Annotated in this window: 14 protein-coding genes; 9 read left to right on the forward strand and 5 right to left on the reverse strand. The window is 41.6% G+C overall.

Features of this window, described 5'->3' with window-relative positions; translation table 11 throughout:
• Positions 1 to 122 precede the first annotated feature (122 nt).
• Together NSU18_RS00420 and NSU18_RS00425 are read left to right on the forward strand one after the other, a co-directional pair.
• Entirely contained in the window at positions 123 to 4,682 is a 4,560-nt protein-coding gene (locus NSU18_RS00420; protein ID WP_341147909.1) for a hypothetical protein, read from the forward strand.
• Positions 4,683 to 4,768: 86 nt separating this feature from the next.
• The gene (locus NSU18_RS00425; RefSeq protein WP_341022826.1) at positions 4,769 to 5,176 is read left to right on the forward strand and encodes a VOC family protein; all 408 of its coding nucleotides are present in this window, start codon (positions 4,769 to 4,771) and stop codon (positions 5,174 to 5,176) included.
• Here the strand turns inward: NSU18_RS00425 and NSU18_RS00430 are convergent.
• From NSU18_RS00430 to NSU18_RS00440, 3 genes are all read right to left on the reverse strand, one after another.
• Complete coding sequence (locus NSU18_RS00430; protein WP_341147910.1) at positions 5,151 to 5,405, reverse strand: VOC family protein; 255 nt, start codon at positions 5,403 to 5,405, stop codon at positions 5,151 to 5,153. The two genes, NSU18_RS00425 and NSU18_RS00430, sit on opposite strands and share 26 nt — an antisense overlap.
• 127 nt (positions 5,406 to 5,532) lie before the next feature.
• Complete coding sequence (locus tag NSU18_RS00435; RefSeq protein WP_341022821.1) at positions 5,533 to 5,853, reverse strand: MazG-like family protein; 321 nt, start codon at positions 5,851 to 5,853, stop codon at positions 5,533 to 5,535.
• Between the two features lie 106 nt (positions 5,854 to 5,959).
• Positions 5,960 to 7,810, reverse strand: coding sequence for a M28 family peptidase (locus NSU18_RS00440; RefSeq protein WP_341147911.1), 1,851 nt, complete (start codon positions 7,808 to 7,810; stop codon positions 5,960 to 5,962).
• 335 nt (positions 7,811 to 8,145) lie between these two features.
• Between NSU18_RS00440 and NSU18_RS00445 the strand changes: the two genes are divergently transcribed.
• From NSU18_RS00445 to NSU18_RS00455, 3 genes are read left to right on the forward strand one after another with little or no spacing between them, the layout of a single operon-like run.
• Positions 8,146 to 9,627: a serine hydrolase domain-containing protein gene (locus NSU18_RS00445; RefSeq protein ID WP_341147912.1), complete on the forward strand. Its 1,482-nt coding sequence runs from the start codon at positions 8,146 to 8,148 to the stop codon at positions 9,625 to 9,627.
• A 14-nt stretch (positions 9,628 to 9,641) separates the two neighbouring features.
• Positions 9,642 to 10,175 (forward strand): hypothetical protein, encoded by a 534-nt coding sequence (locus tag NSU18_RS00450; RefSeq protein WP_341147913.1) that lies wholly within the window; start codon positions 9,642 to 9,644, stop codon positions 10,173 to 10,175.
• 14 nt (positions 10,176 to 10,189) lie between these two features.
• On the forward strand, positions 10,190 to 10,882 hold the full coding sequence (locus tag NSU18_RS00455; RefSeq protein ID WP_341147914.1) for a metallophosphoesterase family protein: 693 nt from the start codon (positions 10,190 to 10,192) through the stop codon (positions 10,880 to 10,882).
• A gap of 5 nt (positions 10,883 to 10,887) precedes the next feature.
• On the opposite strand, the gene NSU18_RS00460 is transcribed toward NSU18_RS00455, so the two are convergent.
• The gene (locus NSU18_RS00460) at positions 10,888 to 11,448 is read right to left on the reverse strand and encodes a helix-turn-helix domain-containing protein (protein WP_341147915.1); all 561 of its coding nucleotides are present in this window, start codon (positions 11,446 to 11,448) and stop codon (positions 10,888 to 10,890) included.
• Between the two features lie 49 nt (positions 11,449 to 11,497).
• Here NSU18_RS00460 and NSU18_RS32330 point away from each other — a divergent pair, with 49 nt between their 5' ends.
• On the forward strand, positions 11,498 to 11,767 hold the full coding sequence (locus NSU18_RS32330; RefSeq protein WP_445321780.1) for a DUF4275 family protein: 270 nt from the start codon (positions 11,498 to 11,500) through the stop codon (positions 11,765 to 11,767).
• Positions 11,768 to 11,907: 140 nt separating this feature from the next.
• Here the strand turns inward: NSU18_RS32330 and NSU18_RS00465 are convergent, their stop codons facing one another.
• Positions 11,908 to 12,507 carry a TetR/AcrR family transcriptional regulator gene (locus NSU18_RS00465; protein ID WP_341022807.1) on the reverse strand — a complete coding sequence of 200 codons (600 nt, stop codon included), beginning with the start codon at positions 12,505 to 12,507 and terminating at the stop codon, positions 11,908 to 11,910.
• Between the two features lie 146 nt (positions 12,508 to 12,653).
• On the opposite strand from NSU18_RS00465, the gene NSU18_RS00470 reads away from it, so the two are divergent.
• From NSU18_RS00470 to NSU18_RS00480, 3 genes are all read left to right on the forward strand, one after another.
• Positions 12,654 to 13,940 carry an alpha/beta hydrolase family protein gene (locus NSU18_RS00470; protein WP_341147916.1) on the forward strand — a complete coding sequence of 429 codons (1,287 nt, stop codon included), beginning with the start codon at positions 12,654 to 12,656 and terminating at the stop codon, positions 13,938 to 13,940.
• Positions 13,941 to 13,966: 26 nt separating this feature from the next.
• Positions 13,967 to 14,605, forward strand: a complete 639-nt coding sequence (locus tag NSU18_RS00475; protein ID WP_341147917.1) for a hypothetical protein — start codon at positions 13,967 to 13,969, stop codon at positions 14,603 to 14,605.
• Positions 14,606 to 14,783: 178 nt separating this feature from the next.
• Positions 14,784 to 15,710, forward strand: a complete 927-nt coding sequence (locus tag NSU18_RS00480) for a hypothetical protein (RefSeq protein ID WP_341147918.1) — start codon at positions 14,784 to 14,786, stop codon at positions 15,708 to 15,710.
• The last annotated feature ends 324 nt before the right edge of the window (positions 15,711 to 16,034 follow it).

Below are 16,034 nucleotides of genomic sequence, written 5' to 3' on the forward strand. Positions count from 1 at the left end.
ATTTGAGATAAGCACATTAAATTAATCTTTTAAGTACAAACAAACGTTCTTTAAAATATATACATCAAATGATAGAATAGCTTTATGGTAATTTATTGAATTAATTGATTGGGGGCTAATGTATGCCGTATCCAACCGGGGGCAGGGGAGATAAACTTGGTAACAGGTATGAATATAGATATGCAGTGTACCAAATACTTCAGGTGTTAGATGAAAAGATTGATTATTTAATTCTAGAAGCCCTCGGTGACGATGAGCAAGGCATTGATATATGGGTTGGTTACAAGAATGGGAGTAGAGAAGGCCAACAGTGTAAAGGAAGAAGTGGAAGTAAAGAATATTGGGAGTTTGGCACTGCAAATGCCAAAGGAATCTTTGCAAATTGGAAACTTCAATTAGAAAGAGATGCAACAATTTCGGTATCCCTAGTCTCTCCCTTAGCTTTTACTTTATTAGAGGACTTAATAACTAGGGCAAAGAGTACTAGTAGTTCACCAAAAGACTTTTATCACAGTCGTATTCCTGATGCGAGTAAAGAGGTTAATAATTTTTTCGAAAATTTCTGTAAAGCAATGGGGATAAATCCTAATCTTGATTCCGATCTTAAGAAATGTATAGCATATTTACGGAGAATACATTATCGACAATTTCCAGACACTCAATTAAAGGAAATAATGATATCAAAAATAAGTTTGTTGTTCATTGGAAATGAAGAAGAGATATACGATACTTTAGTGTCTTGGATGGTTGAAGGGACTATGTATGGTAAAGAGATCAATTCATCTGTATTACATAAATTTTTTGAAGAAAGAGGAATAATACTAAAAGAACTTGCAAAGGATACTCGAATTATTCCTAGAATTAAAGAACTAAATAGGGAGTATAGGTCATCTTTTACTCCATTTAAAGGAGAGTTAATAAATAGACAGGAATTCGAAAAATGTAGAGAACAAATAGATTTTGGAAATTCAATATTAATACATGGAAAAGCCGGTTATGGAAAAAGTGGTTGCACTGAAGATATCATTAATTACTGCTTAGAGAATACAATACCATATCTAGCTATAAAGTTAGACAAACGCATTCCAAGTAACAATGCCGAAAAATGGGGAGAAAATTTAGGGTTACCGGCCTCTATTGCTCATTGTATTCATAGTGTTTCCAAAACAGAAAGGTCAGTGGTCATTCTAGACCAATTGGATGCTCTACGTTGGACTCAAGCGCATTCAAGAGATGCCCTGTTGGTATGTAATCAGATAATTAATCAAGTAGAGCAATTAAACCTTGAAAGAAGTAATAAAATATCTATTGTTTTTGTTTGCAGAACATACGACTTGGAAAACGATAATAATATCAAATCATTGTTTTTGAACAGCGATAATAAGAATAAAATTCAGTGGAAAAAGATTAGAATTAATGAATTAAATGAGGAAACAGTTCAAAATATTATTGGCACAGAGTACAGTGGGTTAACAAACAAATTGAAACAAATACTTAAAATACCAAGCAATATTTTTATTTGGAGTAAATTAGACAAAGGGAATATTTACAATGAGTTTTCAACAGCGAATCATTTAATAACTGCTTGGTGGCTACAACTAAAAAGAAATTGCAATCAACTAGGTATTAGTGAAACAGAGGTAAACATAACAAAAGAAAGGTTAGTAAGTCATTTTAATAAAATCGGACGAATTTCAATTCCTCGAATGCTTCTACATGATAATATATCAGTTTTGGATCATTTATCTTCTAACGGTTTTCTGGTAATACAAGACAATAAGATTTCATTTGCTCACCAGTCCATATTAGACTATTTCTTGGTTGAAAAGATGTTAACTGAGTATTATGAAACTGAAGATATATTAGGGGCTATTGGAGGTAAAGAACAGCAGACCCCTGGAAAAAGATATCAGGTGCAGATGCTACTGCAGAATCTTAACGAACAGTGTAGTGAAGATTTTCTTAAAGCAGGTCAAACAATGTTATCTTCTGATCAGGTTAGATATAGTCTTAAATTTGTCTTTTTTGAAATATTAAATCAGTTAGACACTATAGACGAAAATATTCAAACTTATATATTAGAAAATTGTGAAAGTGACTTATACAGTAAGCATATAATAAATAATGTCGTTTACACTAAACCACAATATATTAGACTACTTAGAGATCATGGGTATTTAGATAAATGGTTTAGTGATCCTGAAAAAAAGAATATTGCATTAAAGCTTGTAATCAATCTCTCTCCAAATTATGAAGTCAAAGATGTTGAATTTATAGTAGAACATTTATTTAAATCAGAAGAAGATGATATGGAGTTTTTTCGATGCTTTTCACACAATATAAATTATGATTCAGATGAGATGTTTGAACTTCGTATGGAGTTTTATAACAAATATCCTCAACTGGCTGATACGCATATGGACATTAAGGCAATGCTGAAAAAATGTGAAATGAGAACAATAAGAGTTTTAGCATTTTTATTGAATAATCAACTCAAGCGACAGAGTCAAAGTATATATAGATATGTGGATGAATTCCTAGAAGAAGATTCTGAAATATTTATAAAAAATGGAATGGATGTAATCAACATATTATTGCCGTATATTCCTACGTCAGACGATGGGATGCTAAATTATAGTGATTGGTCTGCTAGAAGTAATTATAGAAGAAGCTTAGAGAGAGCAAGTATTGGAATTATTAAAAAAGCTAATTCAGCAATAATTGCTAATGATCCGGACTTATTTTTAAATCGCTATGATGAATATATGGGGAAAGGCAAAGCAATCTTTAATGAATTGATATTAGATGGAATTTGTAATTTCCCACATACGTATAGTGATTTTATTATTGAATACTTAAGTATTGATTTTGATAATAACGTTTTTGAAAAAACAAGTGGTAATGGTGATGAGTTATTATTAGCCAAAAGGATATTAATCAGACATTCTGAAACATGCAAACAAGAGGTTTTTGGGATGCTAGAATATAAGGTAATAAGCTACATTTCTCCACGAGCAAAAGATATGTATCGTAGAAGAATTGAATACAATAAAGGAAATAAAGATTATAAAGCTTACTGGAGTTTTTGGGGGGATTTTCAGAGAGATATTTTAGAAGCTCTCCCAAGTAATCGTTTAAGTAATAAAGCCAAGGAATTACTCTTGATTTTGAAACGAAAATCCCTTAATGAATCCTCAATTTACAAATATTCAAATGGACATGGTGGTTCGGTAAATTCCCCTATAGAAGGTAAGAATTTAAATAATAGAACGTGGAGAACTTTATTAACAAATAAAAAGCTAAATGACAAACAGAGAAAACGTTGGACAGAGGTTCCAGGAGGTTTTATCGAAAACTCTCTTTCAACATTTTCAAGTAGTTTTAATGATGCTGTAACTGAAAACCCTACAAGGATGATCAAGTTATTGTTATCTATTCGTGAAGAGGTTTCTGACGCATATATTGACTCACTTTATAATGGTGTTGCACATAGCAGTTACTTGAATAATATTCCTCAAGAATTATTAGAAGAAATGATATTGAAGTATCTATATGATAATGACAATTATAGTAGGGCAAGCTCCTTATGCACGATTATTGAGAAGAGAGATAATATTGCATGGTCCCATGAAATCCTTGATATTATCAAAGATATTGCAATTAATCATAATAATCCAATAATGGGAAAACCTGATGTGACTAATAATGAAGACAAGGGAATGCATACGTTCAACATGTTACAAAGTAACGCATTAAATTGTGTAAGAGGGAGAGCAGCTCAATCAATTGCTCGATTAATTTGGAGGAATTATGGTTTTTTTGAAGAATTAAAAGTCACGCTTGATCAAATGGTATCGGATCAAAATCCAGCAGTAAGGCTTGCAAGCTTCTTTGCATTATGGCCTTCTTTTAATGTAGATAAAAATTGGGCATCTGAAAGAATTATTAGTTTATACAAACAAGATTATCGCTTTGCAGGCTTTCGTGGTACAAAAGATATGTTATTTTTACTATATCCCAAATATCGTCAAGAAGTATTACAACTTATAAACCAGTGCTATACCTCTGATGATCAAGAATTAATAGAGATGGGTGCGCACTGCTTGGCTGAAATGTTTATCCTTAAGAATGAATTTGAAAATGAAATGACAAATGTTGAAGTTATGAGCAAGGTACAAGCTGAAAATGTATTAAATATGGTTACTATCTATTTTAATAAGGAAAGCTATAATCACTTAGCTAAAGATATTATTCGTAGATTTAAAAAAAGCGATTTAGACCTGGAAATCCCTATCTCAAGGTTGTTTTATGATAATTTGATAGATTTAAGTAGAGATAGGGAATTCTTAATTGAGATAACGAACTCAAATTTTAACAGAAATTTAATGTATGCTTTTGTACAATATTTGGAGGAGGAATCAAAATCAGTTATCGAGTATAAGGACGTTGTCCTATCAATGAGTCGACATTTAATAAATAATCAAACCGATAATCTTCAAGGTTTATGGGGTGTGCAAGATGAATTATCCAAACTAATTATTGGATTATATGATGAAACATCTGGATCTAACAATCCAAATTTAAAAATGATCTCGCGTGAATGCCTGGATATTTGGGATATGATGTTTGAGAAGCAGATAGGGCCGATTCGACAGTTGAGTAGAGAGATGATGGAAAGATAGAGGAAGTCGGACCTTATTATCTTACACTTAATTTGCGGCCAAATCTTTGAGATAAGGAAAGCTTAATTTGAAAGGAGGTCCATACGATGAAACTAGGAGCAACCTTATACATCAAGAATACCACTCAGGCTGTAGCGTTTTATTCAGAAGCCTTCGGACTTACCTTGGGTTACCATGAGAAGTTCCCGGATGGCACATTTATGCATGCGTCTTTACTTAGAGATGGGGAAGAAATATTTGCTGTCAGCGAATCGCGCAATGATAGCTTGGTTAATATGATGCTCTCATCATCACTAGAGAGATCACGCCCAACTATGAGTTATGGGATTAACTTTGAGCGTGAAGAAGAAGTGAAGGAGGCATACGAAATGCTAGCGAAGGGCGGCACGGTGTTAGTTCCGTTAGGCGCCCTTCCCTGGAGCTCCTGCTGTGCTGAAGTTGTCGATAAGTTTGGTGTGTACTGGTATATCACTGTAGATCCTTCTTCTCAATGAAGCTCACTGTATTCCCGTCAGGATCAAGGAACCAGAACGAATAAGCCCCCCACGGTCTGCGCTCAGGTGGAGAGGTGATCCCAATGCCGGGGATGGCTTGAATTAGACGGTCATATTCAGCCAAGACATCATGGACGTAGAACATTAGCGACATATTTTTGTCTTTGACCACGTTCACTTGGCCCGGATTGTAGACCGCAAGCTGGGCGCTGTCGAATCCGTAATGCATTCCTTCACAACCGGAGACTCCTTGAGCACAATTTCATAAAATTCAGCCAGGCGCGGCGCATTGTCAGTGAGGATGCAGACTCCACAAAGCTTCATACCTATACCTTCTTCCTTTTTTTGCGTTTGTTTTAATTTTCTGAATAGCGTGCCTGAAGCTTGTGTTTATGCGCTATCAGGATATTTTCAAGCGATATATCATATTTATTCGCGATGACAATGAGATTTCCTAGAACATCTCCAAGTTCTTCTGTTAATTCAGCTTTATTCTCTTGAAATGTGCCTGCAACCTCGTCTGGACGATCCCTGCCAATCTCTAATGCACGAATTGCGCGGGCGACTTCCCCAGTTTCTTCAGCAAGAAATCCAATACGAACAAAAATATCTAAGTCCGACCAGTTCCGATTCTTGTAATATTCCTTAACCCATTGTTGAAATTCAGTGATATCCATGTTTCCCTCCGGTATAAGAAGATTGATCGACTCAAAAACTCGAATATAATAATACCATAATTACGCTCATTGTTCTTTGGCATCGGTGTTAGCTGTTATCCTTCAACTACTTCGTCCGCCCCAAGAAAAACGAATACCGGTCCGCCATCCCCAGCTCTGTAGTCTCTATACCATCCATAAGCTGTAATGCTCTTAATAAAGACCCGACTTGTTCGTGCATCAGGTTCACATCGAATTTATCCATTTCTCTGTCTGCGCTATCTACCAGGAGATAGTCTGGGATGGGGATCAGTCCAATCATTGGAATCCCGGCATTGAACAGGGGCTGACTCTCACCGAATTGGAAGTTATTATGTCCGCGCAGCATAACGGTCCGGGTGTTCTTTCTATCTTCAACAGCTTTCATCCAAATGGCTTCCATGATCTCGTTTCCTGCGTAGGTGAATTCTGTGCTTATTGCTCCAGTCGGTCCATATTGTCCAGAAGCATTGTCTTTCCATTCCAAGCCGCCTAGATGCTCTACAGTGAGTCCTGCCACGGCTTTCAGGTGTCCATCTTTACCATCCCACAGCTCAGGATGAGCCTGCAGCCAGGTTGAGGTTGCCTGCGAGGTACCTTTGAATTCGGGCAATCTGAAATGTCCTGTTACAAAGGTGAAGATCAGAGTCCGTTCGGGTTGCTCCTGCTGCTGCAGGTAACGAATCATAGAGAGCATGCCAATCGCACCGTTTTCCTCTACCACATTCACACCGTCGGTATGCGTATTTACGATGATAGATTCCTTTTTATTCTTTCCTTCAATTGTTACATAAAAAGATTCGGTTGGCGCATGTTCCTGTTTTTCTGCCTCTAAAATCACTGTGCCCGCCTTATGGGCCTTAGCTGCATTGATCACCTTGTGTCCTTCAGTTTTATTGACCCAGACTGCCGGAATTCCGAAGTAATGCTCAGTGAAGGGGAGGTATTGCTTTTCAGCCTTGTCATCTGAAACGCCATCCCAGACAATAATGACTGCTTTAACGCCTTGTTCTTTAGCTTCATCCAATTTAGCATGCTTCAAAGCTGTGGTAAGGACCAGATCGCCTTCATCCGAAGGAATACCGCCCGGCGCCCCAAATTTTCCGCGTATATTCATTACAAGTGCCATAGGGAATTTCTTAAAGTTCTTGATTTCAACGACGGCTATTTTATCCTTGGCTTCCTCATACTCACCAGGTTTGGTGTAGACGAACTCTCCGGTAACTCCATTGCTATCGGTCTCGCCAGAGTAAGGAAACGCAGAGGATACATGAATATCCTCGTTATCGATGGTCACAGAGCTGCGCTTCTCTTCCCAGCGGTCAAACGTATACTTATCACGGTACACAGTAAGCCCCATATCCGTCACCTGCTGCTGTAGCCATGTAATGAACTGATTGTGACCATCAGAACCCGTTGTACGGCTGCCAAAGGAATTCATTTTTTCAATATTTTCGAGCATGGTGGTTGGAGAATCAAGCTGGTCATGGTTGATTTCAGCAGTTAATTCAGCCGGCAAAGTAACAGGCCCCGTAATAGGCTGAACATATAGGTTAATGATCCAAACCACACTGGCAACTAAAGTGACAATACCGTACAACACTCTCCGAACCACTAGAAAGACCTTCCCGCTCTTACGCACTTCACCAGCAAAAAACACATTCCATACCCCTGCTACTAGCAGCAGTAAAATACCAAGTGCAAATATCCAAAACTCATTAGTTACTAATAGTAAAATCTCCGCTGCCAGTGCAGCTGCATAGACCCAAAACAGTTTAGTTCTTTTCTTGAGGAGAAAAGTATGGATACCTAATTGTGCCAATAGCATGATTATTGCCAGTACAGCGAATAACATTTCTTTCCCGATCAATACAGAAGCACCAAGCGCCAGAATCAGGAATACAATCCCTGACAGTTCTCCATATAATTTATTTCTCATCATTTACCTCTTTCGTTCGAAGCATATTTGCCCGTTTTTTAAAAATATAAGAATTTATATGTTCCACACAATAACTTATCCTTATATTTCTCGCTGAAACGAAGCCGTCCTTAAAAGGACAGCGAAGCCGTTTCCACTTGGTGTACCACTAACTATATTTCACTATAAGGGTTGAACTATACTGCAAGGTCAAATAGAAAAAGTTTGCCTGGACCAAAGTCGGGGAGAATAACGGTCTCGTTGAAATCACCCATTGTGCAGGGAAAGGCTGCTGCAAGCCGTCATACTAGATATGTGTAATTAATCCAGATGACCCAACTTGAAGGAGCATAACCATGAAGAGAACAACGCGGAGAACAGAAATACTGCTAAAAGGCATTGCGATGCTGCTGATTGTAGTCATTGCTGCGGCTGCATGCTGGCATGAGCTTGGAACTCTTTTGGCCGCAGGGAAGATTGACAGTGAGTCCGGCATGGTGCAGAGCATCATGGACAAGACAGCGACCCCAGGTGTAGCGATCTTGTCCGCCAGAGGTGGTAAGACCGATTTCCAAACCTACGGCTATGCCGATAAGGAGAAGCGAAGGCCAGTTACAGCGGAGTCGCTTTTTGAACTAGGCTCAACGACCAAGGCATTTACAGCGCTGGCTATGATTATGCTACAGGATCAAGGGGACTTGGCTTTTACCGATGATGTCTCGCATTATCTGCCAGAGTTTGCTCCAACCTATAAGGGGGAGAAGGCCAAGATCTCAATTAACCAGCTACTTGCACATACTAGCGGAATACCATCGTGGAGCATTCGCCTGATCCCTGAAGGTTCAGGGAAGGAGCAGCTTACAGCGACCATACATAAGATGTCCAGCCTAACGCTGGATACCCAGCCGGGAAGTGCCTATCAGTACGCAACAGTGAATTACGATATTCTGGCAGCGGTTATTGAACAAGTTACAGAGATGAGCTATCAGGATTATGTGACGGAGTATATTCTGCAGCCGCTGGGGATGAACGACAGCTATTTCTCTACAGGGCGGGAACGGAAGCCGGAGCAGCTTACACAGGGGTATCGGGTGTTTTTTGGCAAAAGCAGGGCTTACGATGCTCCCAGATACTACGGAAATATAGCCGCGGGGTATCTGGTGACGAGTCTGAACGATTTGCAGCACTGGGTCAACGCCCAACTGGGAATCAGTCAGATCCCGGATGATCTGCAGAAGGCCATTAAGCAATCGCATGAGCCTGACCTCCGTACAGCGGGGCAAGAAAGTGAGAATCTATTCTATGCCTTCGGCTGGAGCCACAACTCGGAGACGCATATAATCCGTCATAGTGGCAGCAACCCGAATTATTCCTCCCAGGTAATCATCGATCCACAGCGGAAGGAGGGGGTGTTCGTACTGGCTAACTTGAACTCTACCGCACCCACGCTCATTGCCCAGAATATCTATGACCAGATGCAAGGGCAGCCGATGAAGGCCTTCAAGTATGACGACACCTATATCCTAATGGACGGGATCGCTTCGTTTCTCGTTGTGTTAACTGTGATCGGGATTGCGTTTAAGCTCATCAGGCTGGCGGGAGGGAGAAGCGCATACACCATGGAGGGGAAGGGAATCCGCCGTCAAAAGATCAAGGCGCGTGTTACGCTGCTTATCAGAGCACTGTTGCTATTATTTGTGCTGGGCTGGCCTTTTTTGGTAAATTATAATTACACTATGATTAGTGTATGGATGTCCTATTCTGTATTGCTGTGGATGGGGCTGGCTTCGCTTAGCTGCGTATTGTCTATGATTCTGACAGGCAGACATTGGCGGTGACTATATCAAAGGGGATGATCCTTATTAATCGCTGTAAAAAAATAATATCGAGTATGCTTTTAGGTTCCTTACTTGTAGCATTTACCGGCTGTGATGGTAATCCTAAGAGTAGCGTTACCATTCTTGGCGGAAAAGAAAATATTAAATTTGCGACTCTAAACAGTGATCAAAAGGCATCTTTATCCGGTCAGACAGCTTCACCGTTTTCCTTTGCATTCGAGAAAGAGAATCCTTCAGACATTCCATATTTGAAAAATGGCGAGGAGATTTCAATTGATTTTGGAGCGAATCCGCCTGACACACTTTCTATAAGCGATGGATTACTTGATGATAATGGAGATTACTTATATACATCCAAAGAAATCACCGATGTTCCCTATGTTACAAAGAAAGGCGTGTATAGCTTCAATTTAGATACGCACATCGCTTCTTATTTAAGCTCTCACTATGAACAAGATAAAAAGGAATTAAGAGGGTTTATCATAAATGCAACCTGGGAGAAGCAGGAGAAGAAATATGCTTTTGCAGTCCAATCAAACGCCCTCTGATAGGAGGAGATCCCATGATCTACATAACAGGCGACATTCACGGTTCCATCAGTGTGGCCAGCCGGTTCAATTCTAAGAACTTCCCTGAGGGCAGGGCGCTGACGAAGCAGGATTACGTTATTATCGTCGGTGACTTCGGCTTGCTGTGGGCAGATGATGCGGAGGACCGCTTTTGGCTAAAATGGCTGACGGAGAAACCATGGACCACCCTGTTCATTGACGGGAATCATGAGAACTTTGATCTGCTCGAAGCCTATCCTGTCTCCGAATGGAATGGGGGTCAGGTACATCACATTACTCCCAGTATCATTCATCTAATGCGCGGACAAGTTTTTGAGATCGAAGGGAAGAGCTTTTTCACCTTTGGCGGAGCGGCTTCACATGACAAGGAGTACAGGAAGGCTGGCGTCTCCTGGTGGGAACGCGAAATGCCCAGCCCCGAAGAGTACCAGGAAGGCATCCGCAATCTGGACAAGAACCAGTGGAAGGTTGACTATGTATTGACCCACACGTGCTCCTATGATGCGCTTCAGTGGATCAAAGAGCGCTATCGTACGAATGTGGAAGTTGACCGTATGCATACGTATTTCAACGAAATTAAGTTCAGGCTGGACTATGGGAAATGGTACTTTGGGCATTATCATCATAATGCAGAGCTGCCGGAGGAGCAGATCCTGCTATATGAGGACAGGGTAAGGATTGTATAACGTTTCTATGTGACCCGTGACTTTCTGACTTTGATGCTATGATCGATCATATAATTAATAACTTTATCGCTCACAGTGAATTTATCCAATACCGGCCGTCCGCATTTGACATTTTCGTGGTGCTCATCAATCTCTTTTTTTAAATCTAGCATTTTAGCCTGTAAAGATTCTTTGCCGCCGTAGTCACGGTTTACGTAATCAGAAGCGCCTAACTTAAGCTCTTTCCAGTGCATATTATCCAGCCAGACCAGCAAGAGCCCGCCCACCAAGACCGCATGGGAAGAGAAGGTGCGTTCCACTGAAAGCCCTGCTTCATCAGCCATACGCTTAACAGCCCTGTAAACAGCCCTTAATTTCCTCATATTTGTTTCCTCTTCAATCATAATGGGGCCAAATACCTCTAACATCCCAGCCTCAAGGACGACCCACTGCGTTCCAAACTTTCGGGCGGTACCCTCCGGGAAGTCCTTGATTTTGCGTCGTATGCTTGAAGCGCTTAAATCCCACTTCTGTGCCGCTTCGGATAATGTCAGGATGGTTTCATCGTTAAGATTGAGTTCGTTCATACATACACTGCTCCTTTCCAGAAAATTATGAAAGAGATGATGATACTCTATGACAAAGACAAAGCTTACAGAAATACTACATAAACGAAACATTCAATATACTGAGGTTGGTAAATGGGGGACGTACCTTAGAGGCGTGTGGGAGAAGGAGTTTGCTGAGAGAATAAGCAGCGAAGCGAAAAGGAAAATATATTTGCATGACTTTTTATGGCATCTGTTCAGCTACAAAATAGTGGAGGCATTCGAGAAGGACCATGCCAATAATGCACTTAACAACGAATCGAAGAATCGGTGTATTTGTATTTTACCAACATTCTGATTATGCATTAACTATAGAGAATGCAAAGAACATTGTGGCTGAAGACTTTAATAATTATCTTGTCATATTGTATTCCATCAAGTTCAGTTCCCTATGGGTTGATTTTTATATTCTACAATACAAGGAACAACATAGAAAGACTATTTATCTACCTCATAGATAGGCAGCAAAATATTATCAATAATATCCTCGCTGCCAGCTTCATTAAGCCTTCCATACAGTATAATTTCATTGATCATAAGCAGAAACGGTAAATTTAGAGCCTTTTCAGAAATCCTATCTACGGTAAGTGATATTTCCCCGCGCTGATTAGCCCTCGTAATAATAGCTTCCAAGGATGTACGGATATCATTGTCCTGATTCACGAAGTTGAATAAATTAAAATAGGTCGTATACGAAAACATATCCGAAATCACACCCCGCAGATCATCAGGTTTGATGATTTCAAAGATGGGATCTAGAACCCTAAATAGTGCCCTTAAATCCTCCTTTAATGAACCCTGATCGCTAATACTCCCTTCTAATGCTGGTGCCTGTCGTCCTATAACAGCCTGAATCAGGTAGCATTTTTGGGGCCAGCGGCGATAAATTGCATTTTTATTGGTTTTTGCGGCCTGGGCTACGTCGTCCATGGTCAGCTTGCTATATCCCATTTGATTCAGCAACCGCCAGGCCTCATCTAAAATTGCATGTTCAAGGGCAGCACCCCGGCGCCGGCTTCCGCTCCCGCTTTCAGTCATCTTACAACCTCCCTTTAGATGCACATCATTACACCATCTTATCTTACCACAAACTTATTTGCATTTTGTCCGAATCAAGTATACTATAAACAAATAAGGTACTAAAGTACCTTAAATATAAAGATGAATGAAAAGGAGAGAAAGACATGACTAATCAAGAAAGAAAACAATCGGAAGGAAAGCTCGCAGGCCAGGCAGTGGCCGAAAACGAGTCGATTTTTCGCCACTCCGTCGGCATGGTCAACAAGTTCGTGTCGCATATGGATTTTCATTTCACCCGTACTTTGGCGAAGGAAGCTTATGGCGGTGTATCTACCGGGGAATGCTTCGAAGCTGCTTCACACATCGTGGACGGCGATTTCTCAACCTATGCACCAGCGTGGCAGCCGGTAGCTGAGCGGATGGAGGCCAAAGGCTGGGACTGCCTCAAGAAGGGGCACAAAGTGAGTGCGCGTGAAGCCTTCATGCGTGCGGCCGTATATTGGGGTTGCGTGGGAATGTACACAAGTGATTCAGACCCTCTTACTAGAGAATCGTGTATGCGGACACGTGCCCTGTGGAAAGAAGCTGGCAAGCTGTCCGATCCGATTATGGAGCCGGTGGATATCCCCTATGAGAACGGCAAGGTGATGAAAGGCTATTTCATCGCTGGAGGCGCCTCCGGTGAGAAGAGACCAACGCTGCTGGGGATGGGCGGCGGTGAGAACTATTTGGAAGAGATCTATTTCCAGTGTGCTGGAGCGGTCCGCCGCGGTTACAATCTTCTGATCTTTGAGGTTCCGGGCCAGAAAGCGGCGATATGGGAAAATCCAGACCTCTTCATCCGCATGGACGCAGAAGTCCCGGTTGGTTATGTGGTTGACTATGCGTTAACCCGTCCGGAAGTGGACCCAGACCGGATTGCCCTAATTGGACATAGCTTTGGCGGGTACTACGTCATGAGAGCAGCATGCTTCGAGAGGCGGATTGCTGCTTGTATTGCCAGTCCTGTAATTTGGTCCATGCAGCCTGAAATCCTGCAGATTCTAGGGTTCGATGCGAGTAAACCCTACCCCCGTGACATGGAATCCCAGATTGATCCGGCCAACACGACGGCGCAATTCGTCCTGGAAGGCGATTTCCGGGCAAGATGCGGGCATAAGAATACGACGATTGCGGAGTGGATGGATTACTTGGGGCAAGGCTCCTTGTTGGGCCTGGAAGAGCAAATCACCTGCCCTGTATTGAACATGATCGGCGAAGGGGAATTTGGTCCTGAACAGCTTGAGGAGGAACGGAAGCATTTTGCCATGCTGAAGAACCCTAAGAACAGATTCAATCTGACCATGGCTTATGAAGGCGGGGAACAGCATTGCACGGAGAATAATCTGCTGCTCAAGAACCAGCTTGAAATGGACTGGCTTGATGAAGTCTTAGGATATGCAGGACAGTAAATTCCAGCTTGAGAAGAGGGGCGAATATGCAGCAAATAGACATTCAGGATCATCCAATTAAAGAAATCAGGATTGCAGATAAAAAAGATCAGCTCGGGAATCCCGGACCTGCTTTAACCTTTATTTTCACTATGCTTACTATGGAGTTCTGGGGAATCTACGCCGGGATTTTTACCGGGCCTACGATCATGGCAGTTGGAATGGTGCAGATCGCTTGCTTTATTCCTTATCTGATAGGTGCAATACTGTACTATTGTAAAGGTGATTCCACCAACGGCAATGTGTTCCTGATCTTTGCTACCCTTTTCGGGGGAGTAGGAGGTCTTACCAATATAACAATTGGCTTCTCAGAAATTATGGGTTGGCCGATCTCTACGCAGATGACAGCACTTCCCTTCATCCTGGGTGGGATTTCCATCCTGCCTGTGGTATGGATTAATCGCGCAAGCGCGGATAAAGTGACGGTTATATGCTATATGGCGGCGGCTTGCTTTCTTACTTTTACCGGGTTAGTGAGCCTGAATATTCTAAACACCCATTGGAATTTGCTCCTCCAGTGGCTTGGGCTTATCGTCACTATCACCGGATTGTATAGCTGCATCAACGGCCTGCTGCTTGGCGGCAGAAGCAGGGGCATACCTGTAGGCAAGCCCTTTTTTAAATAAGAGTTGATTCGGTTTAAATTGAGTTGAATGGAAAAAGGCGCTGACTCCATGTTAGTGTCTTTTTCGTATGTTCCTAAGCTTCGCCATACTTCCGCCATGTTCCGGTTCCAGCTACTCTGCCATAATACGGTAATAGAACAGAGGACGGTTTCACACCAGCGCTTAAGGAGGAATTGGCATGTTTCATAAAACAGTGACGCTGCAGCCTTTTGCAGACATTTCGGGGTACACTGAAGGGTTCAAGATCGTCTCAGCTCAATTAGGTGGAGATGGCTGCATATATGTCCTGCTGATTAATCAGATCCCGGAACGCAAACGCGGAATGTTCGTCCAATCGGCTCTGAATCAACCGCATACCTACAAGGTTCTGATGGTAGAAAGTCAAGATTATATCGATGAAATTGCATTTCCGGATCAGCAGTTCAATTATCATTATGTTCAGCCGCTTCGCAGACATTTGCTGCTGGTTGGAGCGCGCAGCTCGTATTATGGTGCAGGCAAATATGATCTGAATGCCAAGGTATGTGATTACACAGGACGCACTGTCCGTGAGTTCCTGCTTGGAGACGGAATTCAGAATGTTCAAGTGACCGAAAAGGGCACCATTTGGACCAGTTATTTTGACGAAGGTGTGTTCGGGAACAACGGGTGGGATCAGCCTGTCGGTGAACACGGCCTTGTGGCCTGGGATGAGCATGGCAACAAATTATACGAAGATCATGTATCTGATATTGCCGATTGTTACGCTTTGAATGTGGTTCGTGAAGAGCAGGTCTGGTTCTATTATTATACAGACTTTCTGCTCGGCTGCGTCTCAGGCGGAACCGGTCAGCCCAAGGTCACGTTTATGAATCCTGAGATTTCCGGTTCGGCCGGGTTCTGCACGGATGGTTATCACTTCTTGTTCGATGGCGGTTACGGCAAACACGGAGAATATGTTATCAAGAAGCTTGAACAATCAAGCTTGACCAAAGGACATAAGATACAGTTCCTTAATGAAAAATCGGAGCCGCTTGAACTGATGTCGCAAGATTTCCGGGAAGACCGCGTGTTGTTCTGTGCAGATCATAAGTTGTATCAGGTATCGGTTAGTGAATTGCTCTGATGATGCGGGGTGCGGGGAAGTGACACGTACCCCATATTATGGTAGGGTTATTGCATTACGCGGAAATTGAGGGTGGCATACATAATGAAGGTTAAGATTTTATTTATTTTATTGACAGTTTCATTAACAGTAAATGTAGTGATATTTTATGGATTATCGAAGTTTGATTTAGTTGAGAAAGGAAGTTCAACTTCGAGTATCACTAAGTCAGCTTCAACCCAGATGCGGAGGTCATATGGCAGGATTAGTACAACCTTACATATCATTCTATTCACTATCGGCATCCTATGCCTAATCTACAGCGATGAACATACGAAGCAAATA

Source organism: Paenibacillus sp. FSL H8-0048, from assembly GCF_038002825.1.
GTDB lineage: Bacteria > Bacillota > Bacilli > Paenibacillales > Paenibacillaceae > Paenibacillus_AQ.

What these genes read in the sequence shown, in the direction of transcription:
- NSU18_RS00425 (WP_341022826.1), top strand. Translation starts at nt 4,769, where the DNA reads ATGAAACTAGGAGCAACCTTATACATCAAGAATACCACTCAGGCTGTA.
- NSU18_RS00475 (WP_341147917.1), top strand. Translation starts at nt 13,967, where the DNA reads ATGCAGCAAATAGACATTCAGGATCATCCAATTAAAGAAATCAGGATT.
- NSU18_RS00460 (WP_341147915.1), bottom strand. Translation starts at nt 11,448, where the DNA reads ATGAACGAACTCAATCTTAACGATGAAACCATCCTGACATTATCCGAA.
- NSU18_RS00435 (WP_341022821.1), bottom strand. Translation starts at nt 5,853, where the DNA reads ATGGATATCACTGAATTTCAACAATGGGTTAAGGAATATTACAAGAAT.
- NSU18_RS00470 (WP_341147916.1), top strand. Translation starts at nt 12,654, where the DNA reads ATGACTAATCAAGAAAGAAAACAATCGGAAGGAAAGCTCGCAGGCCAG.
- NSU18_RS00450 (WP_341147913.1), top strand. Translation starts at nt 9,642, where the DNA reads ATGATCCTTATTAATCGCTGTAAAAAAATAATATCGAGTATGCTTTTA.
- NSU18_RS00480 (WP_341147918.1), top strand. Translation starts at nt 14,784, where the DNA reads ATGTTTCATAAAACAGTGACGCTGCAGCCTTTTGCAGACATTTCGGGG.
- NSU18_RS00420 (WP_341147909.1), top strand. Translation starts at nt 123, where the DNA reads ATGCCGTATCCAACCGGGGGCAGGGGAGATAAACTTGGTAACAGGTAT.
- NSU18_RS00440 (WP_341147911.1), bottom strand. Translation starts at nt 7,810, where the DNA reads ATGAGAAATAAATTATATGGAGAACTGTCAGGGATTGTATTCCTGATT.
- NSU18_RS00445 (WP_341147912.1), top strand. Translation starts at nt 8,146, where the DNA reads ATGAAGAGAACAACGCGGAGAACAGAAATACTGCTAAAAGGCATTGCG.
- NSU18_RS32330 (WP_445321780.1), top strand. Translation starts at nt 11,498, where the DNA reads ATGACAAAGACAAAGCTTACAGAAATACTACATAAACGAAACATTCAA.
- NSU18_RS00455 (WP_341147914.1), top strand. Translation starts at nt 10,190, where the DNA reads ATGATCTACATAACAGGCGACATTCACGGTTCCATCAGTGTGGCCAGC.
- NSU18_RS00465 (WP_341022807.1), bottom strand. Translation starts at nt 12,507, where the DNA reads ATGACTGAAAGCGGGAGCGGAAGCCGGCGCCGGGGTGCTGCCCTTGAA.
- NSU18_RS00430 (WP_341147910.1), bottom strand. Translation starts at nt 5,405, where the DNA reads ATGCATTACGGATTCGACAGCGCCCAGCTTGCGGTCTACAATCCGGGC.